At 54.5% G+C, this 21,116-nt stretch carries 12 protein-coding genes; 2 read left to right on the top strand and 10 right to left on the bottom strand.

What is annotated here, in order from left to right; translation table 11 throughout:
* Window positions 1–4: 4 nt before the first annotated feature.
* The 4 genes from J2Y43_RS28235 to J2Y43_RS28220 all read right to left on the bottom strand — a co-directional run bounded on the left by J2Y43_RS28235 (window position 5) and on the right by J2Y43_RS28220 (window position 9,357).
* Window positions 5–2,977 carry a T9SS type A sorting domain-containing protein gene (locus J2Y43_RS28235; RefSeq protein WP_309990434.1) on the bottom strand — a complete coding sequence of 991 codons (2,973 nt, stop codon included), beginning with the start codon at window positions 2,975–2,977 and terminating at the stop codon, window positions 5–7.
* A 39-nt stretch (window positions 2,978–3,016) separates the two neighbouring features.
* On the bottom strand, window positions 3,017–4,675 hold the full coding sequence (locus J2Y43_RS28230) for a RagB/SusD family nutrient uptake outer membrane protein (protein WP_309990430.1): 1,659 nt from the start codon (window positions 4,673–4,675) through the stop codon (window positions 3,017–3,019).
* Window positions 4,676–4,687: 12 nt separating this feature from the next.
* A complete protein-coding gene (locus J2Y43_RS28225; RefSeq protein ID WP_309990426.1) occupies window positions 4,688–8,140 on the bottom strand; it encodes a TonB-dependent receptor in 3,453 nt (1,150 codons plus the stop codon).
* A gap of 200 nt (window positions 8,141–8,340) precedes the next feature.
* Window positions 8,341–9,357 carry a FecR domain-containing protein gene (locus J2Y43_RS28220; RefSeq protein WP_309990422.1) on the bottom strand — a complete coding sequence of 339 codons (1,017 nt, stop codon included), beginning with the start codon at window positions 9,355–9,357 and terminating at the stop codon, window positions 8,341–8,343.
* Window positions 9,358–9,502: 145 nt separating this feature from the next.
* On the opposite strand from J2Y43_RS28220, the gene J2Y43_RS28215 reads away from it, so the two are divergent.
* Window positions 9,503–10,102, top strand: coding sequence for an RNA polymerase sigma-70 factor (locus J2Y43_RS28215; RefSeq protein WP_309990419.1), 600 nt, complete (start codon window positions 9,503–9,505; stop codon window positions 10,100–10,102).
* Window positions 10,103–10,303: 201 nt separating this feature from the next.
* Entirely contained in the window at window positions 10,304–11,008 is a 705-nt protein-coding gene (locus tag J2Y43_RS28210; RefSeq protein WP_309990416.1) for a DUF421 domain-containing protein, read from the top strand.
* Window positions 11,009–11,036: 28 nt separating this feature from the next.
* Here J2Y43_RS28210 and J2Y43_RS28205 read toward each other — a convergent pair whose 3' ends face one another.
* The 6 genes from J2Y43_RS28205 to J2Y43_RS28180 form a co-directional block, all read right to left on the bottom strand.
* A complete protein-coding gene (locus tag J2Y43_RS28205) occupies window positions 11,037–12,464 on the bottom strand; it encodes a sulfatase (RefSeq protein ID WP_309990414.1) in 1,428 nt (475 codons plus the stop codon).
* A 121-nt stretch (window positions 12,465–12,585) separates the two neighbouring features.
* Entirely contained in the window at window positions 12,586–14,418 is a 1,833-nt protein-coding gene (locus J2Y43_RS28200) for an arylsulfatase (protein ID WP_309990411.1), read from the bottom strand.
* Between the two features lie 106 nt (window positions 14,419–14,524).
* Window positions 14,525–15,910 carry a sulfatase gene (locus tag J2Y43_RS28195; RefSeq protein WP_309990408.1) on the bottom strand — a complete coding sequence of 462 codons (1,386 nt, stop codon included), beginning with the start codon at window positions 15,908–15,910 and terminating at the stop codon, window positions 14,525–14,527.
* 103 nt (window positions 15,911–16,013) lie between these two features.
* Entirely contained in the window at window positions 16,014–16,256 is a 243-nt protein-coding gene (locus tag J2Y43_RS28190) for a hypothetical protein (RefSeq protein WP_106596537.1), read from the bottom strand.
* A 120-nt stretch (window positions 16,257–16,376) separates the two neighbouring features.
* Complete coding sequence (locus J2Y43_RS28185) at window positions 16,377–17,834, bottom strand: RagB/SusD family nutrient uptake outer membrane protein (protein ID WP_309990403.1); 1,458 nt, start codon at window positions 17,832–17,834, stop codon at window positions 16,377–16,379.
* An 18-nt stretch (window positions 17,835–17,852) separates the two neighbouring features.
* On the bottom strand, window positions 17,853–21,098 hold the full coding sequence (locus J2Y43_RS28180; protein ID WP_309990399.1) for a TonB-dependent receptor: 3,246 nt from the start codon (window positions 21,096–21,098) through the stop codon (window positions 17,853–17,855).
* Window positions 21,099–21,116: the final 18 nt, after the last annotated feature.

Below are 21,116 nucleotides of genomic sequence, written 5' to 3'. Positions count from 1 at the left end.
CCAATTAATTTTTATTGAATCGGGTGTTTTGCACTACGCCGTCGGCCGATTCCACTTCCACCACATACATTCCCGCCCGCAGCGGCCGGATACCCGGCACCGAAATCACTTCTGCCGGATTGATGTAGCTTCTGGAAAGCATGCATTTGCCGTTCATATCCACGAGCCGCACCATCACTTTTCCTTCCAGCGATTCGCCGAGTTTGATATTCAACTCATCCGCGCCCGGGTTGGGATAAATGTTAATGCGTGATTTGGCATCGTCCGCACTCCGGTAATTCACCATTCTGATCGCCGACCGCTCGCTGTGGCCATCGAAATCGACCTGTTTCAGGCGATAATAATTGATAGCCCCCATCACCGGTGCGAGGTCGTGGTAGGCATAGGATTGCTCTTTGGAAGAATCACCGGCACCGGCCACCTTACCAATCGCCTTGAACGCCTTGCCGTCGGTGCTGCGCTCGATTACGAACTCCTTGTTGTTGGTTTCATCGGAGGTTTTCCATTGCAGCAATGTGCCTGTATTCGATTTTTCGGCAGTGAACCCGATGAGCGTCACAGGCAAGGTGGTATTGCCCAATTCGACAATCGCTGCATCTGCCGCTGGTATTGTAATTGAAAAGGTGCCCTGCACCTGCGTGGCCGTTTGGCGGGCGTTCTGAGCGCCACTGAACAGCTCTCGGGTCGAGTAGTTATCGGACCCGCTCATACCTGCCCTTTGCAAATCGATATTGAACGTCTTGGCCGAGCCGCCGTAGTTGAAAATCGCGAGGTAGGATTTATTCCCCGCATTTTTGACAAACACCTCATTGGCCTGGTTGCCGGTATTGCCTTCCAAAGGCGTGAACACCGTACCGCTGGCCGCCAGGCTGAGTAGGTCGTCATTCTGCAAAAGCGTCTGCGCCTTGGTGGTCCATGCACCGGTGGTCGAAAAGTCGTCGCCGGTAATGAGGGTGCCAGTCACGATGCCGGATGCAAAGCGGGCGCGGTTTTCGCCGTCGGTCTGCGTTCCGAACACCAGGTGGTCGGCATCGAGGTAATTGTAAATGTGCTTCTGCCACCAGCCGTAGGTGGTGCTGTTCAATGTGTAGGCTGTTTCGTTGATGTCCTTGTAGGCATCGCACGCGATCCTGCGCATATGTGCGTACCGCCCGGTGGCGAGGTTGGGCGAAATGGCCGCATACACGAGCATTTTACCATCGAGCTGGTCGGTGAGGTACTCCATTCCTTTGCGGTAGGCCTCCATCCCTGTGTGGATGGTGTTGTCATAATAGCTGTCGGCTTCGAGCGATGCGTGACCGAGGAAATCGATTTTAATCATTTCAAAACCACAGGCGATGAACTTCCCGATCACCATTTGCAGGCGTGCCTTCGTACCCGGGTGGGTGGGATCCAATGCATAGGCGCCGTCCAGCTCCACGGGGTTGCCGTTCACTTTGGTCCAGGCGTCCTGGTAATTATGGGTGCTGCCTTCCATTTGCCGGGCATATTTGCCCCAGTCTACAAACGGAGCCCAGTAAATGCCTGGTTTAAAACCCTTGCTTTTGCAGTAATTGGCAAACTCCGTCAGTTCCGAAAAGTTGCCGTTCAGGCCGCCGCCCGACATATTATCCCAGTACGAATCGAGGTCGATGTAGAGTGTATTATCGCTGTTACGGAAAGCGGGCACGCCGGTAGAGAAGAAATCCACCACGGATTTGGCTTTCGGCAAATTAATCGCCGACTGAATGGCGCCCCAGCTGTTCCAGCCGAAAGGTGTACCGGCTGTCCAGTTGAAAATGTAGCGCGGCTCGGCCAATGCATTCGCTTGCCCGTAAATGTCGAAATGGACACGCCAATCGGCGCCGTAGCTTACCAGAATGCGCGGTGAACGGCAGGCGGTTTGTCCTACCGACACCCATCCGTGGCCCCGCTTGTCGCGGGTGACGCTTTCCTGCGTCCAGCCGGCCACCACCGCCACATAGTTGGTCGTGCTCCTGCCCTCGCCCACAAGGTTCACCCCCGTTTTCCAAACCGAATGCTCCACCGAGCCGATTACCAGGCCCTTCCGGTTGGCATTATCGTAAATAGCACCCGCTTCCGAGCTGAAAAAATTGGCATACCGCACTTCTTTCGCGTCATAGCGCACCCAGGCATCATTATCGAACGGCACAAACAATGCACGGCGGTCGGTATTGGACTGAATATCCACGTAATTAGAAACGAGCGGTGTCATTTTGTAAGAATTGGAACCATTGCCTGTCAGCACCAGCTCGGTAAAGAAATGCTCCTTGCCCGGATAAGTGTAAAACACCTGCTGCATGCCGATCGCCCCGCTTTTGGTCATCGTGATCACGTGCTTCGTACCGCTGCCGAACGCGTCGGTAACGGGCGACGACGAATAGGTACGGCTCGTAAAACCGGTACTTTCATGCACCTGATCCGAATTAGCGCTGGAAGTAGCTTCGCCAATGACTTTCACATTGTTGAAATACACCGAGTAATGCCCGTTTGCCAGGTCATAATCGATCCGATTGTTGGTCCCGAATGCGATGCTCCGGATATTGGGTGTGTTGATCGGCGAGAATGTGATCTTGTCGATATTCGGGCCGTAGTTGTTCGGGTTGTCGAGGCGGATGCTGTTGCCACCCGCATTCAAAACAATGCTCACGGAAATGGAAGCCGGAGTCGACCACCCGCCCGAAGCCGGGCAGGAAACGGCAATAGCCGTGCCGCCGTTCGGCGTGACGTTAATGGTGCGCGGGTCGCCGGTGCTGTATGTCACCATGATGTTGTAGTTACCGGCCGCAGCCACATTCACGGGAATCACCACGGCCCCATTGCCGAGGTTACCCACCTGGCTCCCACCCGAGCAGCTTCCGCAGCCCTGAATGTCGGCACCATTGGAAAGGACTCCGCTTTCTGCCTCAAAGGTTTGGGCAAAGGCATTGCCCTGTGCGAGCATCAACAAGCCCAGCACAAAAAATATTTTTTTCATACTGAATGATTTTCAGGTTTATATTTTCAAAAACGGAGGTTAGTACCCGGCATTCTGCTTCAATGCCCCGCCCGAAGCCTGGATCTCGCTTTGCGGGATCGGCTGCCAGTAGTTTTTGTCCTGGAACTTACGCCCTTCCAATGCGATGATCTTCACGTACTCAATGGAACCGTCGGGCTTCTTCTCCGGCCGTACGCCGTAAGCAGGCACGTTTTCGGTAACATTGGCGATTTTCCAGCGGCGTACGTCGAAGAACCGGTGCTCCTCGAATGCCAGCTCCACGCGGCGCTCGTTGCGGATACGCTCACGCATGGTCGCCTGCGTGAGGCCGGCCGGCAAATCGGGCATTCCGGCACGTTTACGGATCTGGTTCAGGGCACTGTAAACGGTCGCGTCGGGGCCGCTTGCTTCGTTCCGGGCCTCGGCGTAGTTCAGCAGGACTTCGCCATAGCGGATGTATTTCCAGGGCTGAGTGGCCGTCTGGTTGGCATTGCGGATCGGGCTCTGGTCATTGATAAACTTGTAAACATAGTAACCCGTCTTGGTGGTGTTCCAGTTTTCATTACCGTCCTTGCTATCCTGGCCACCCGGCACAAACGTCTCCACATTGCGCTCGCGGTAAGCTGCACCATTGTACAACACGGTCATCGTCAGGCGCGGGTCGCGGTTCTTGTAAGGTTCTTTCGGATTGTAACCCGATTTCGGATCGGTGATTTTGGTACCGTCCATCATCTCGTAATCATCCACGAGGTTCTGTAAAGGCGTGTTACCAGCCCAGCCGCCGTAGCCGTTCGGGCCATTCACGAGTTCGAGGTTGGTGTGCTCGTTGGTAGGCGAATAGAGGCGGACGAAAATATCCTCCGAAGTATTATTGGTAATAAAAAGCTTTCGGTAGTCATTATGCAGCGAGAATGCGCCCTTATCTATCACCACTTTGGCGGCGTCGGCAGCCTTCTGCCATTTCGCGGCGTCGTTCTGGTTATTGTTGTACAACGGGCTTGCCGCATAAAGCAGCAAACGCGCTTTCAATGCCAATGCCGCATTCTCCGAACCACGGCCGGGGATCACGCCCGCGCCGGCCAGACCGGCGGCTGCCGCATCCAGCTCACTGACCGCATAAGTAATGCTCTCCTCAATGCTTTTACGCTGGTAGAGTTCGGTATAATCGCGGTCTTCCAGGGTATACACTTTGTCGCCGATCACGGGAATGCCGCCGAAGTTGCGGATCAGGTCGTGGTAACGATAGGCACGGATAAAGCGCAATTCGGCTTTCAGGCGCTTCTTACCCGACTCGCTCATGGGCACTTTATCGAGGTTGGCGAGGCCGTAGTTACATTCGCGGATGCTGCGGTAGCTGCGCGTCCAGGTGTTGGAAATCCAGCCGGTGCGGTCGGGAGCGGCATTACCCTGCTGCACGAAATAGGTGTCATTATCAAAATTACAGATCGATTCGTCGGTCACGGAACTCATCCACGCATCCTCGAAACCGCGGCCGAAGCCCGGCTTGTCGCCCTCGGTCGATAGCTGCACGCCCACGTAACGGCCTACTACATACGCATCGGCCAATGCGGAGTCGGCCCAAATGGCCTGGTCGGAGATAATGTCGGTCGGTTTGGTATCCAGGAATGCGTCGTCGCAGGCGGTAAGGCAGGCCGTCGCGCCAGTGAGCAAGCTTAGTATCAGTTTATTCAATCTCATGTCTTTGTCAGTTTAGAATGTCACGTTCAGGCCCACATTGTAGATTTTCTGCTGCGGATAGAAGAATGCATTGCCATTGTCCCCTTCCGGATCGAAATCTTTCACTTTGGTGAATGTGAGCAGGTTGAACCCATTGGTATAGATCCGCAAACCGCCCAGCCCGATTCTTGAAATGATCTTCTGCGGCACATTGTAAGCCAGCTCCACGTTTTTCAGACGCAGGAAAGCGGTATTCTGGAACCAGAACGTGTTTTTATAGCTGCCGTTCACGCCCGTACCCGTGCGCGAATCGATTCGCGGCGAATTGCCGTTCGGGTTGGAGGGGCTCCACGCGTCCTCAGCACGCGACTGCATCACACTGCTGAACTCGCCCGCTTCCACCACCACATATTGCGCCACACGCGCCTGGCCTTGCAACAGAACATTCAGCGTGAGGTTTTTCCAGCCGCCGCCCAGGTTCACACCATAGGTAATCTGCGGCACATTGCTATACTGCGAGCGGATACGGTCGGCGGCGTCGATCTTCCCGTCGCCATTGTAGTCCTCATATTTGAGATCGCCCATTCCCGCGCCCGAAACGTGCGGGTAAGCGTCCAGCTCCTGCTGCGTTTTGAATACGCCGATAGCGCGGTACATGAGGTCGGCATTGGGATTACCGAGGTCCGAGCCAAGCGGCATGCCGGTGGCGCGCTGGTAGTCGAGCGTGTTAGGGGCTTCGTCGATGAAAATCACCTCACTTTTGGCAAATGCGAAGTTACCACCGATGTTGTAGGTAAAGTTGTTACGACTACCCGCATACTGGATCTGCGTTTCCAGACCACGGTTGTGCACCTCTGCAATGTTCTCTTTCGGGATTTGCGAGCTGCTGATACCGGTCAGTGCAGGAATACTCACGTTGCGGCTGGCGAGGATGTTGGTACGGTTCTCGAAAAACAGGTCGAGATCGAAAGTCAGCTTCTTAAAGAGCGTTGAATTGAGGCCCACATTGTATTTTTTGGCCACTTCCCAGGTAATGTTCGGGTTGGCGAGCAACGAATACTGAATGAGCGGCACATTGCTGGCATTGCTGCCGGTCGAGAATGCACCATTTCGCACCTGGAAATTGTCGCGGAACTGGTTGGGGTTCACGCGGTCGTTGCCCAGCTCTCCATACGAAGCCCTGATTTTGAGATCGTTGACGGCATTACCAGTCTGGAACCAGGGCTCCTGCGACACCCGCCAGCCCAACGAAACACCCGGAAAGAACCCATAACGATTGCCCTTCGGAAACACCGACGACCCGTCGTACCGCAGCTGAATTTCAGCCAGGTAGCGCCCCATATAGTTGTAGTTCACCCGCCCGAACACATTCCGGCGCGAGGTACGGTAGCTACTTCCGCTATTGCCGAAATCGACCGGTTGCGCACCGCCCTGGCTCAGGTCGGGTAGCTGCGTGGTGATAAAGTTATTGCGCGATGCGCTGAAAAACTCCTGCGTCTCCCGGCTCTGCTCGTAAGCAATGAACGAGGACAAGGCATGGTCGCCGAAGTTCTTCACATAATTCAGTTTGATATTACCCGTCAGCAAAGCTCTGTTGGTCTGGCTCTCGTACATCTGCGCCTTGGCAGGCCCCCCCAGTACGGTGCTGTATTGCTGGGTAGTTTTGTTGTATTGATAAACGATCCAGTTGGTTCTCATTTCTTTGGTAAATGCAAAACTCTGGTCGGCAGAGAAGAAGCCGTCGACCGACAAGCCGCTGATGGGCAATTGGTAGCTGGCTCTCAAAATACCGTTCGAAACCGTAGTAGGACTGTTGTTGGTACCGGCCAATGTCGCCATTGCGATCGGGTTCTTGCCTTGCTCTACCCCTGCCCCGAGTTTACCGTCGGGATACCGGGCCGGAAGCGTCGGATAAGTTCTGTACAAAAACTCGAACACATTACTCGCACCGAAACCCGCGATATAGCTGCGGTTCTCACGCCGCGTCGCGAGCTGGATCCCGAAGCTCAGTTTGTCATTCACATTCACATTGATATTCGACCGGACGCTGTACTGGCGGTATTTGTTCACGCCGTCGCGGTAGAGGCCGTCCTGGTACAATGTCCCGGCCGACACGAAGTAATTAATCTTCTCGGTCCCGCCCGAAACGGAGAGGTTATGCTGGTTCTGGCGCGCAACCGGCTTCATGAGCTCCTTCACCCAGTTGGTATTCGGGTAATTGATCGGGTCCGAGCCGTCGCGGAACTTCTGGATCTCCGCATCGCTGTACCGCTGGTTCATCCCTCCCGACGGGTTGCGGTAATAATCGATCGTATTCAGGATTCCCGCGTAGGTAGGCGCGTCGACAAACCTGGGCAGGCGCGTGGGCTGTACGAAGCCCTGGTTGAAGGAATAATCGAAGCGCGGCTTTCCTGCAATGCCTTTTTTGGTAGTAATCAAAATAACCCCATTCGCGGCCTGCGCACCGTAAATGGCTGCCGAAGCATCTTTCAGCACGGAAATGCTTTCAATATCATTCGGGTTCAGGCGGTCCAGCCCTCCGATTGCATTGGCGATGCCGTCGATCACAATCAGCGGGCTGCTGTTGCCGGTCGTGGCACGGCCTCGGATCAACATACTCGAACCGTCCGACCCCGGCTCGCCGGAGCGGTTGTTGGCGATCAGGCCCGGCAAACGCCCGGCAAATGAATTGGAGATGTTCGCCTGCGGGCTGCGGGTGATTTCAGACCCCTGCACCGTAGCCACCGAGCCGGTAATATTCTTTTTGGACTGTGTTCCATATCCCACCACGACCACCTCTTCCAGCGACTTCGAATCCACTGCCAACGTCACATCCACGACGGTCTGAGCACCTACCACCACTTCTTTGGACAAATAGCCGACGAACGAAAATATCAGCACGGGCGGGCCAGCGGCAGACTTATCATCCGGAATATCAAGGGTATAAGCCCCTTGCTCGTCGGTAACCGTGCCGCGCTGCGTTCCTCTCAGCACCACGCTCACGCCGGGGAGCTTGTCGCCCTTGTCGTCGACGACGGTACCGGTGAGCCGGATATCGGCCGCGCTCGCAACACCGACGGTCTGCGCGGCACCGGGTACGAGCGGTTCCTGCAAAAACGACACCTTGCGGCTGCGTTTGAGGATGATCTGCCCATCGCCGGGCTGGTATTCGATCTGCAAAGGGAGGAGAAGCCGGTCGAGCACCGCCGAAAGTTTCTCATTGCTGGCGCTCAGGCTTACCCTGGTGCGCACGGGGATAATGCTGCGGCTGTAAGCGAAACGCACGCCGGCCAGATTCTCCAAACGGTCCAGGGCGCTGCCCAGGGAGATATTGTCCGCCTGGATGCTCACGTTTTTGGCCAGCAGGTCCTGCGCATTGATATCCCTCGCATAACCGCCCGCCGCAATCATTCCGATCAGGAAAAGCTGTAAAATGGATAACCGCATAATATGGTATGCCGTCTTGCTTTTAAGGAAAAAATACATAAGTTTGAAATGGTTAATATGAACAATAGGAAGCCTTGCATCACCGGCCAGTGATGTTCCATCAAGGTCTTCGTTCAGGATCAGGGGTGGCTCCAACACTCCTGATTTTCTTTTGAAGCGGGTATTATTTCGGTTGGTTGAATTTCGTCATAGGGCGGCTGTTAAGTGTCTGTTTTGATTGGTATTGATTAAATTATCTGCTATTCCGAAGCGGCGCATCCTTCCCCGCGGATCACAATCTCACCATTTTGCATCACGTAGTTCGCATCCACGATCTGCATGGTCATTTCCAATATTTCTGAAAGCCGGTTCTGGTCGAAAGTCGCTTTAACACGGCAGTTTTCAAGATTCGGGTTTTCCAAACGGATTTTTACATCGAATTTATCTTCAAGCCTTTGTACGACTTCACCCAGCTTCGCGTCGGTGAATGTAAGTGAAACAGGCTGCCACAAAGGCGCTTTCTCGGCCACATCGGGTACAGCTTCGCTCACCAGTTCGCCGGACGCCACTTTGAAAACCGCCTGCTGGTGGGGTAAAAGCATTACCTCCCTGCCTTTATCAGCCGTTACGGATACCTTACCCGTTACCACCGATACCTCATATTCCGCGTCACCTTTGTTCGCACGCACATTGAAACTCGTACCCAGCACTTTCACTTTCACCGACTCGCCGTGCACAAAGAACGGGCGCGACGCGTCATGGGTTACCTCAAAAAACGCCTCGCCTTCAAGGGAAACCTCGCGGGAATCGGCTTTGAAATCGTCCTTGGCGTAGGTAATGCGGGTACCGGGGTTCAGCCAGGCTTCGGAGCCGTCGGGGAATGTATGCTTGCGTACCTGGCGGGTTTTGTTCACGATCGCAATGGTATTGCTGCCGGCTTTGAAAAAGGATTTGTTTTGAGATAGAAAATAATAACCGCCAGTGCCCACCGCGAGGAGGATCATGGCCGCTGCCGCATACCGCAGCAACCGCTGCAACACTGGCGAACGCTGCAATGGTATGGTCCGCACCTCTTCCATGGAAGCGGCGTCAGAAGATAGTTTCCGGATCTCGTTCTGCACTTTGCCCAAATGCCGCGGCTGATCGAATGCCGCCCGGTCACCGGTTTCCTCCGATAACGACGCGTACCATTCGTCGACCTGAAACGCTTCCTCCGGTGTGCATTGTCCTTCGACATAGCGTTTCAATAGCTCCGGCGAAATATTGTTATTATTCATAATGTGTTTGTAATGACCTGTTAGCTCGGTTCCCTATTAACAGGACGCACGGTACGCCCACATCCCTAGTGACTTTTGAAGAAATTTTATGACAAATACTATTTGAATCCTTATTACTTTTGAACGAAGTTGAAGAATGCACCTCATGAGTAAGGATTACCGCGACAACGACGACCTCGAATTATGGCAGCTTGCAAAGGTTTCGGACGATTCGCTGGCCTTTGCGGAGCTTCATCGCAGGTATTCGCCCCGCCTTTACGCGCTCGCAGTGCGGAAGACCGGCAACAGTGAGGTGTCCGAAGACCTCGTCCAGGATCTCTTCGTGCATTTGTGGCTCCAACGCACGGGCATTACCATTGAAAAAGCATTCAATCTCTACCTTTTTTCTGCCCTCAAAAACCGCATTATCTCCTATTTGCGGAAACAGCTCATTCAACACACGATCTCGCTGAACGACATCGACCTGGAAACGTTGTCGTCGCAATCGGCCAACCTGGTGCAGGAATGGCTCTCGCTGAAAGAAGTGCAGGAAATCTACTCCCGCGAGCTCGCTAACCTGCCCGAGAAGAGCAAGCAGGTATTCGAAATGAGCCGCAGCGGCGTCCCCAATAAAGAAATTGCCCAGTTGCTAGACCTTTCCGAGAAGACTGTCGAGTTTCATATCAGCAAATGCCTGCGCGTGTTGCGCACGAAGTTCGGCTATGTGGTGAATGTGCTGGTGTGGGTGCTGGCGGGTACGATGTAGGGCCTATGGGCCTTCGGCGGACGATGGACAATAGACCGCCGACCATAGACCATGGATTTGGGTTTTCGACGCAATGCAATCCTCAGCGGTTGGCTGTAAGCCGTCCATGGTCCATGGTCTGCGGTCTGCGGTCCATGATCGGCCGTCTGCCCTCAGGCCCGGCACACATTTTGCACGTATATAGCCAAACAACCTCAGCCCATGCCCGAATTCGCCGATTTACGGAAAATCCTCATGCACGACCACCCTTTCGGCTTCCTGCTGGAAGTGGTACTGCGGACGGTCATTATGTTTCTGATCATTTTAATTGCGCTGCGGGCTTCCGGCAGGCGCGGGATCAAGCAACTCTCCATTTTCGAGCTGGTACTGATCATCGGCCTGGGCTCAGCCGCCGGCGATCCGATGTTTTACGACGATGTGGGCATTCTGCCGGCATTCGTGGTTTTCCTGGTCGTGATTGCCCTTTACATTACGATTACCAGGCTTTCAGACCGTTTCGTTAAAATCGAAAAGCTGCTCGAAGGCGAGCCGCTATATGTGATCCGTAATGGCAAACTTTCCATGGACGCATTTCGCGAGTCGGGGCTCTCGCAAGACGAATTCTTCGCCGAACTCCGCCTGCGTAATGTAGAACATCTCGGCCAGGTACGCACCGTACTCATCGAAACATCCGGCGAATTCAGCGTATTGTTTTATGCCGACGAAGACGTCCGTTACGGCCTGCCCATTTTCCCTAGCGAGCTGCAAAAAAAACTCTCGTCGAAAACCCATGAAAACTGCGAGTACATCGCTTGCGCGAAATGCGGCGGCGTGCGCAACCGCGGGGACTTCGACGAACTACCGACCTGTCCCGAATGCGATGTCTGCGAATGGATCGAAGCTTCGAATGCGAAGCGGGTGGGGTGAATGGCGTTTCCCCTCCAATCCCGGCTGCTCAATTCTCCGGTGCTATCGGCAACGGTAAATAATCCCGGTTCAAAATCATCCATTCCTGCAAGCGCGTTTTCAGGTCGTGCTCGATGGTGGCTACTTCGGCTTTGCCGGAGAGGTTATTCGTCTCGTCAGGATCGGCTTGCAAATCATAGATTTCGAACATTTTGCGACGGTCCGCGAAAAGCAGCTTGTCGTATTTCTCGTCGAGTTTGCCTTCGGCATGCTGCTGTTTCAAATCCAGCCAGAACGGCTGCCCGGCAAAATCAACCGGGTGATAGGGAATCTGCCAGATCGCATTGTAGATCAGCTTATACTTTTTATTGAAAATAGTCCTGCCCAAATCGAAATTGGAAGAATTGGTAGGCAAGCCCTGTCCGTGCGCACCGCGGACCGCAAAAATGTATTCGTGCCCGCCCTGCTGCGGGTCGGTAAATGCGGGAGTAAGGCTTTTGCCGGTGATCTCTTTCGGCACGGATACGCCGGCCACAGCGAGAAACGTGGGAGCAATGTCGATGCCCGACACGAGCACGTCGCTCACCTGCCCCGCTTTGATCAGCTTCGGATGGCGGGCGATCAGCGGCACGTGAATGCCCAGGTCGTACAAGGTACCCTTGCCGCGCAGTAATGCCCCGCCGTTGTCGCCGATAAACACGACGAGCGTATTTTCTTCCAGCCCGCGCTTTTTCAGGTCGTCCAGTACCCGGCCCACATCGCTGTCGAGGCGCTGGATTTCGCCAAGATAAGCTGCGAAATCAGCCCGTACTCCTTTGGTATCCGGCCAGTGCCCTGGCAATGTGAGCGATTGCGGATCGGGTTCGAAGTTTTTGGCATTGAATATCCGGTGCGGATCGCTGTACCCTACCTGCACGAAGAAAGGCTTGTTTTTGGGCGCTTTGTCCAGAAACTCGGTGTATTGCTGAAAAATGCTGTCGCGGTTACCGGTCGCATTCAGGTAATCGACCCGGTTTTTGAAGGTTTCCAGGCCATATTTTTCTAAAACTGCCACCGTTTCGGGCACACGGCGGTTACCGTCGAGGTGGAAATTCCGGCCGAGAATACCCGTATGGTAGCCGCCTTTGCGCAGCAGCTCGGGATAGGCCGTTACCGAAGCATCGAGCGGCGCCGAAAAGCGGGTCATCTGCACATCGAGGGTGTTACGCCCGGTCATGATCGCCGCGCGCGAGAGCACGCATTGCGGCGCGGTGGTGTAAGCGCGGGTAAAGCGGATACCTTCCTGCGCAAGCCGGTCGATATTCGGTGTCTTGATCTGCGGATAGCCATAGCTGCTCAAAAACGGTGCGCTATGGTCGTCAGAAACAATCAGGACGATGTTGGGAGGCTGTTGCTGCGGGGCCTTCTTTTTCTGGGCGCAGACTTGCCAGTTGGCGGCGTGTAAGAGCGCAGCGGCAAACAGGAGTTGTTTTAGCATGGGACTTATGTTTTTTTGACCATAGACGATGTACCATCGACCATGGTCTTGCGTTGATTCAATTGTTAAATATTTTTAGTACGCTTAATGCATTCCATGGTCGGCGGTCTATGGTCCATGGTCAGCGCGCAAGACGCTCAATTTCCAGGTAATACGGCCCTGTGACCCCACCTTGCCCTTCAAACCAGGATTCGACGATATAATCTCCTTTCTTTAACCACACTTTCGGGATGGTGACCGCATTGGCATCCCCGTTCGCGAGCGCGCTGCGCTGTACATGTCCTACACGCACGAGGCTGCGCGTACCTTTCGGGATAATGCCGGTGTGGATCGAGCGGAGGTTATAAAAGCCGTCCTGCGCGATGGTCATGTTCCAATAGCCGGTGGCCTTGTCGGAGAGCCAGGCGCCCATGTTGGTACCGCTCAGGTCCTGCCGGGTAAGGATCGAAAGCGGCTCGTGGGCAGAGCCTACGATGATCCGTCTCGGCGCGAGGTTAGGGCTGTTTGAAATGTCGTTGAAAACGCTGTCGAGACCCTTTTTAAGTCGCTTCGCCAGTGCGGGCTCCGACGCTACCAGGTTATGTTCTTCATATGGATCCTTGTCAAGGTCGAACAGGCCGAATGTATTCAGATCATTCCCATCTGCATTGAATGCGACGAGTTTGTGGTGGTTTTCATAAAAAGCCGCATTGCGGTAAGGTTCCGGCCAGCCGCGGTTCCAGGAGTTGTAGAAAACGCGCGGGGCCGCCGCCACCTTGCCCTGAATGGTTTTCAATGCGGAGCGGCCATCGGTTTTAATGTGGGCAGGCAAAGGAATTTTCGCGGCTTCCAGCAACGTGGGTAGCACGTCGATATGCGCCAGCAATGCATTCACATCCCTATCCGGCTGGAAAAGCCCCGCACCGGAAATCAGGAACGGCACGCGCGTACCACCTTCCCAGGCACTTCCCTTCAAGCCTCGGAAACCCGCATTGAAACGCAATTGCTGATTGCCGTTGTCGGTTAGAAAAATGACGATGGTATTTTCTTCGAGGCCCTGGTTTTTGATTTCCGCCAGAATACGGCCTACATTGTCATCAATATTGGTAGCCATGCCATACACTTTCCGGGCATCGGCCTTGTCCTTGTCGGTCATTTTGGCCCAGGCTTTGCCCTCCTGCCGATCCGTTTCCGTGTCGGAAGCGAGGTTCTTGTACATATCCTCATACTTTGCAGGCAGTTGCAGCGGCGTGTGCGGGGCATTGTAGGAAACGTAAAGGAAGAACGGTGCCGACTTCTTTTCTTTCAGAAATTCGAGGGCCTGGTCGGTAAAAACATCCGTGCAATAGCCCTGCCGCTGCACTTTCCGGTCGTTTTCACACAATGTGGTATTGAAATAACTGCTATCCGTTCGGATGAAGTTCTCGAAAAAATCACCCGGCTGCCCTACCCCGCCACCTCCGTGAACAAGGCTGTACTGAAACCCCTGGTCCGACGGCCGGAACGGATAGTTGTCTCCCAGGTGCCATTTACCGACAATGCCGGTCCGGTAACCGCTTTTGGAAAGGATTTCGGCCAGGGTCACTTCCTCCGCGGCCATGATCGCCCCGCCATTGTAGGTATCATGCACGCCCGTGCGCTGGTGGTAGCGTCCCGTCAGCAAGCTCGCGCGCGTAGGGGCGCAAACGGGAGAATTATGAAAATTCGTCAGCCGCGTGGAGCGGGCAGCAAGCCGGTCGATGTTCGGTGTTTTAACATGCGGGTTCCCTGTAAAGCCGAAATCGCCGTACCCCTGATCGTCGGTCATAATGAGGAGGATGTTCGGTCTGGTGCCGGGGTATTTTTGACCGCCGACGGCTGACGGCCGACCACCGATCGATGGTTTTTGACCATAGACTATCGACCACGGACCATGGATCGCACACAGCGACAGTAGTATGTTGAAAATAATTGCAGTCTGGGATAGTTTAAGCATCAGATTGGAAGGTTCTCTTCATTACTATCAATCAAAACCATTGGTCTATGGTCGATTGGCTATGGTCGGCCGTCGGCGGTCAGCCGTCAGCGGTCAGCCATCCCCATCAGCGATACACCCTGTCGATCAAAGCACCTTCATCACCCTGCTGCTTCATCCAGGCTTCGAGTTCCGTACGGAGAGTGGTAATGCGTGACGCATATTGCGGGTCCGCTGCCAGGTTTTTCAGTTCAAAGGGATCTCTTTCGGTATCGTAAAACTCAATGGCCGGACGGTGCTCGAAACGGTCGGTGATCTTCTTTGCCTTCGGATCTGCGGTGTCATCTACCCACGAGAACCACACGGTATTGCGATCTTTGCAGTTGCGGTCCATCATGAAACGGTTGTAATACGGCTTGTCGGATGCGAGGTTGAGGATCAGCTTAAAGCGGTGATCGCGGATGCTGCGTATCGGGTAAGGATCCCCTTCCGGAATGTTGTTATGAATGCCGTAGGCGTAGTTTCTCGCCTCTTTATTTTTACCTGTTAGGACGGGCAAAAAGCTGCGTCCGTCGAGGCCGGCAACGGGCTTTCCACCGGCAATATCGATGAGCGTAGGGGTAATATCTTCGTATTGTACCAATGCGTTGGTCTCGGTCGACGGCTTTACTTTCCCCGGCCACCGGACGAGCATCGAGCTCCGCTGACCAGTATCGTACAGGTTCCACTTCGCTCCCGGAAACTGTGCACCCTGCTCTCCGAGGAAGATCAGGATCGTATTCTTGTCCTGTCCTGTCTCTTCCAGCAATGCACGGATCTCCCCCACCTGATCGTCCAGCCTGCGTACCTCGGCGAGGTATTTCACGAATTGCCTGCGGGTAACGGGCGTGTCCACCCAGTTGGCAGGCAGTTTCAGTTTCGCCGCTTCGAATTCAGTGGTGTCGCCCACGGTCCAGGGTGCGTGGGGATTAATGCTCATGACAAAAAGGCAATAGGGCTTGTCGCTGCCGGTAATGTATTTCTTCACGTCGTCGAGGCGGTAGTCGTCCGTCGGAGCCACACAGTTGGGTTCAAAGCCTTGAACGATATCGAACGGAAATACGCTTTTAGGTTTCGTCACATGGTCTTTACCCGTCAGTCCTACCCGGTAGCCGAGGTCGGCCAGGTAATGTCCGACGCTTTTCAAATGATCGTACACCGGCTTGTGGTTCTGGAACGAGCCGTGGCGCACGGGGTACAAACCCGTAAAAAGCGATGCCCGTGTAGGCACGCACATCGCTTCCGAGGTAAACAGGTTATGAAATTTCAATCCATCCTTTGCCAGCGCATCAATATGCGTGGTTTTGAGGTTTTGTCCTCCATAGCAGCTCAGCTGCCGGCTATCGAGGTCGTCGGCCATGATGATGACGATATTGGGACGTTTTTGATCCCCGATCGCTGACCGCCGACCACCAATGGCGGTCAGCGACAAAAATACGTTGAGAACAATGCAGATTCTGAATGCTTTAAACATATGCCTGGTGGTTGTCATTGTTACCGGTTCGACACAAATCATTTCCGGATTCAATAAGCTAATAACCAAGCCCTTCTAATGATCTGCGGCGGAGAAGAAGTTATTAGAGCGGCACAACCTCCGGTTCATCGAGCAGCACTTCCTGGCGCGACCGCAGCCGCTCCACGAGCGAGTCGTAGTGCAGCAGGCCCGCCGCCTCCACCACCAATACCCCCACAAACTCGCGCCCGCGCCCGATGATGTTCAATCGTTGTATCCTTACGCCCTTAACCGATTCAACCAGCGATGTGATGTGATGCACACTCAACGTTTCGGGGTATGTGAGTTTGAGTTGATAGGTCTTCATACTGCCTGCATTTAGTCGTTCATGAATAATAATCTACTATTTTTATAGATTTAATATACAAATATAATCATGCAAATGTTCCGCCCGGACACAAATCCTGAAAGATCCGGGAATGTACCACTAGTCCAGCAGGAGTTTGTTGGTGATGATTTCGGTGTTAGGTAAAGGAAAGACATAGTTTGTTTGGGAAGGCAGCACCTCGGGCGCCACCAAGCCGTTGCCGGATTTGGCTGGAAACGGTACCAGATTGCGCAGAATGTCGATCGAGCGCAGCCCTTCACCCAGCAGCTCGATGCGGCGCTCTTTGAGAATCGTCGCTACCAATGCCTGCTGCGTGCCGGTTGCCTCTTTCGGGAACTCATAGCTCGCGTCGGAGCGGGTTCGGACGGCTTTGAGCAGTACCGTGGCCGTGGCGAGATCGCCGGTACGGGCCGCAGCCTCCGCGTAGTTCAGCAATATTTCCGAATAGCGGAGAATGGGCAGGTAATCCAGGAAAGGCGATGGCTTGGCATATTTGGTGAGAAACTGCACGCCCGAGGCCGTACGTGCGAATGTGCGCCGGAGGTCGGCCGGGCGCCATTCGGGCTCGCCCCAAATGCCCGCCGGGTTGAGATTGTATTCCGAGTTGGCGTTGATCACGTAAGGGAATGACGTTTGCCCGGTCACGTTATCCAGCTCGGTCATGGGTACCGACAAAATCGACTCTGTGCTGGTATAATTGGTCGTAAAAATCTCCACAATGTTGCCCAGCTGATGCTTCACACCGGTAGCGGCGGCGAATGGCGGCGCGGCGGAAACGATCTTTTTGGCTTCCTCGATGACTTTCGCGTATTGGCCGCTGTTGAGATACACCCTTGTTTTGAGCGCAATGGCGGTATTTCGGTGCGCGCGGGTAGTATTGAGCAATGCGGTGCTGTAATTGAGGGGCAGACCTGCCTCGGCTTCGTCCAGGTCCTTGATGATCTGCGCGTAAATCTCAGCGACGGTGCTCCGTTTCAGATCATTGTTGGCGGTAGTCGTTTCCGCTTGCAAACGTAGCGGCAGTGCCTTGGAAGCGCCCTGGTCCTCATTGTAAGGTCTCGCATAGGCGGTCACGAGCGCGAAGTAGCTCAATGCCCGCACGAACTTGGCTTCGGCCACATATTGTTTCGCCAGCGTTTCGCTCACCACACCAGGGTGCTCCCCGATGCCCTTGATGAGGATATTCGCATTGTTGATCGTCTCATAACCCGACGCCCAGAAACCCGCAATGAAATTGGAACTGGCATTGAGGGTATGGTTCCACGCTTCGAAAGCCGTAAAGGTGTTGCTCGTACGGTTGATAAACTCCTCTCCGCGTACTTCCGAATAGGTATAGTAGTTGCCACCGTAGAAATTACCGCCTTTGGCCGATTTATAAATACCATTCACAAGCCCGAGCACGCGCTCCGGCGTTTCGAAGGCATTGGCCCCGGTAATGGAAGTCTCTGGAACGGGATGCAGCAGCTTGTCGGAATCGCACGACGGCAATAGTATTGCAAATGCCACGGAAAAGCCCCAGCCGATCGATTTACGGCCTATTTGATTGAATATTTTCATGATTGAAATACCTGATAATTAGAAACTAAGATTTACCCCGAGCGTGAATGTCCGTGCCTGCCCTACCGAGTTCTTCTCGACGCCCGGCGTGGTGTTGGAGTTGCCATTCACCGAGGATTCGGGATCGGTACCCTTGTAACCCGTCAGCAGGAAGAGGTTCGAGCCCTGCGCGTAAATGCGTACCGGCCCGATACCCGAGTTGCCAAACGCCGAAGCGGGTAACCGGTAACCCAGCGAGAGGTTTTGCAGGCGGAGGAAATCCGCCTTTTCCGCATTGGTCGACACCGGAAACGACGAGCCGCTCGACAGCTGGTCGTTGTAAACCAGCCTTGGAATGTCGGTAATGTCACCCGGTTTCTGCCAGCGTTTCAGGATTTCGGTCGAGTTGTTATAAGCTCGCTGGTCGAGCAGCGTCGCGCGGGTACCGTTCATGACGTAGTTGCCGCCCGCAAAAGTAAAGTTCACCGAAGCATCGAACGCCCCGTATTTGAAGGTGTTGGAAAAGCCGCCATACCATTTCGGCAGCGCATCGCCGATCAGATAATAGTCGGCACCGGTGATGGCCGCCGCTTTGGAGCCGTCGAGATAGGTCCAGTTGCTTTCGCCCGGTCCGACGATCTGGCTGTATTGTACCTTCTCCCCCTTTGCATTAATGAACACCCTCCGGCCGTTTTCAGGATTGACTCCCGCGGTTTTAGCCCCATACAAGCTACCTACCGAATGCCCCACACGTGTCACGTTCGTGGTTTCGTAAGACACGTGCGTGGTGCCCACGATGTCGGTATTGCCGTCCGACAATGCCGTAACCTTGTTTTTCAACTTCGTAAAATTCACCGACGCATTCCACGAAAACGCATCCGAGCGAATGATGTTTGCCGAAACGCCCAGCTCCACCCCGCGGTTAAACATCGCACCCACATTACGGAGGATGGAGTTACCCGGAATACCTTTTGAAACAGCCTGCGGCGCGCTGAGGATCAGGCCATCGACATTGTTGTCGAAATAAGTGAGATCCACCTGAATGCGGTCATCGAGCAGGCCGAGGTCGGCACCGATGTTGGTCTGGCGGCTCGTTTCCCAGCCAAGATCCGAGTTCCCCGCCTGCGAGATGGCCCATGTGGGCGAGCTGCCGTAAAGCCCGCCGTTATACAATTCCAGCGAACCGAATGCATTGCTGATATTGCCGTTCCCGACACGTCCCCAGCTGGCACGCAGCTTCACCGAGCTCAGTACCGATGCCAGTCTCAGGTCTTTGTAAAATGCTTCTTCCGACAATGCCCAGCCGCCGGAAACGCCGCCGAAATTCCCGTATTTCTTGTCAAAACCCAGTGCCGAATTGCCATCGCGACGGAAATTGACGGTTAGGAAATACTTCTTAGCAAGGTCGTAGCTCACGCGTGAAAAATAGGAAAGATAGGCACGCTCGTCGAGCTCGTTCCCGGAAGTCGTAATGGAACCCCAGTTACCCTGGTAATTCTCGAAAAACGGGTCGGCCCCCTGCGAACGCGACGCGCCCCAGGCCGAATTATTGAACTTCTGCACATCATACCCCGCAAGTACCGACAGCGAATGCTTGCCGAAGGTGGGCGTGAATGTGAGGGTATTGGTCCAGTTCCAGTTGTCGCGCAGCGCCGAAACATTCACCGCATTGCCTTTGGTGGAATAACCATTGCCCTGCAAGGCGCTATCGAAGGTTTTGGTCTCGGTACGGAGGCGATCGATCGCATAGCTGGTCCGGAATTGCAGGTTTTTCAGGATCTGCGCCGTCGCGGCAAAACTACCGATAATGCGGTCGTTGGATGAAGTATAATGGTTTTTATCCAGCTGCGCCACCGGGTTACCCCAGTTGCTCACGACCAGGTTATTGCCCATCCCGATGGTGTTGGGGCTTGTGGTGCTGATATTGTACGAACCATCCGGATTGTAGGCCGGCACATTGGGAGGCAATGCAATAGCTAACCGCGCCAGGCCCACGAGAAAGAAGTTGGAACCCGGCAACGATCCGGCGTAGGGCGATGCGTTGTTGGACGTATTATAGGAAACACTGCCGTTCAGTTTCAGCCAGCTGTTCACCTCCTGATCGATATTGAAGCGGGCCGATTTACGGTCAAATTCGTTGGCGCGCAGAAAGCCGTTCTGCTTGCTATAATTGGCCGAAAAATAATAGTTGGTGCTTTGTGTACCGCCCGAAACGCTCAGGTTGTGGTTTTGTGAAACGCCGGTGCGGTAGATGTAGTCGTACCAGCGCGTGTCGATCGGGCTACCGTCGGGGTTGGTATTTTGGAAAAACAATGCGGACGGCACCTTGTCGTTGTTTTCATTCCCTCCCAAAATCTTCGCATTCAGTACCGCCTCGTTCTTGATCGCGATGTATTGTTCGGCATTCAGGAGCTCCGGAAGCCGTGTCACTTCGGATACGCCTGCCCACGATTCGAGATTGATCCTCGGCTTGCCGGTTTTGCCTCTTTTGGTAGTAATCAAAAGGACGCCCGCAGCCGCCCGCGAACCGTAAATGGACGTCGAGGCGGCATCTTTCAGCACGTCTATCGACTCTATATCGGCCGGGTTAATGTCGCCCAGGGGGTTGTTTGGTACCGCCGTGCTCGTGGAGACGTTACCGGTATTGATCGGAATACCGTCCACGACCACCAGCGGATAGGAGCTCAGCGATATGGAATTGACACCCCGGATACGGATCACCGGCGGGTTGTTGAGCACGCCGTTCGGCTGGGAAATGCTCACGCCCGCCGCACGCCCCGCAAGCGCCTGATCGAAGCTCTGGATCGGCTGCTCTTTAATAGCTTCGCCCTTCAAACGAACGGCCGAGCCGGTAAACTCCGACTTCGTTTGCGTACCATAACCCACCACCACGAGCTCGCTGAGCTGGCGCGTATCAGCACTCAGCTCGACGGAAATCTGCGTCTGCCCGCCAACCGCCTTCTCAATGGAAGCATAGCCGATGAAAGAGATCACCAGCGTAGCATTTTCGGGCGCTATCAATTGGTATTTGCCGTCCTGATCGGTGATAGTGCCATTGGAAGAACCTTTGACAATCACTGAAACGCCCGGCAGCGGCTGGCCCGACTCCTTGTCGCGTATCACGCCCGACACGGGCTTATCTGCCCGCACAAACGCCGGAGCCAATGGCCGGGCGGCGTAGGTCTGTTCCGGCGTCGCCAGCCCGAGCATCAGCGCGGCCAACGCGATGCGCCCGGCATTACCGTATTGATCTATACGTAAGTTCGTAAAGTAAGGTTTTATCATGTTGAAATGTGTTTGGGG

This window comes from Dyadobacter sp. BE31, assembly GCF_031457695.1.
In the GTDB taxonomy this organism is placed as follows: Bacteria; Bacteroidota; Bacteroidia; order Cytophagales; family Spirosomataceae; genus Dyadobacter.
Note: the sequence above shows the minus strand (reverse complement) of the source record. Positions and strands in the feature narration are given on the sequence as shown.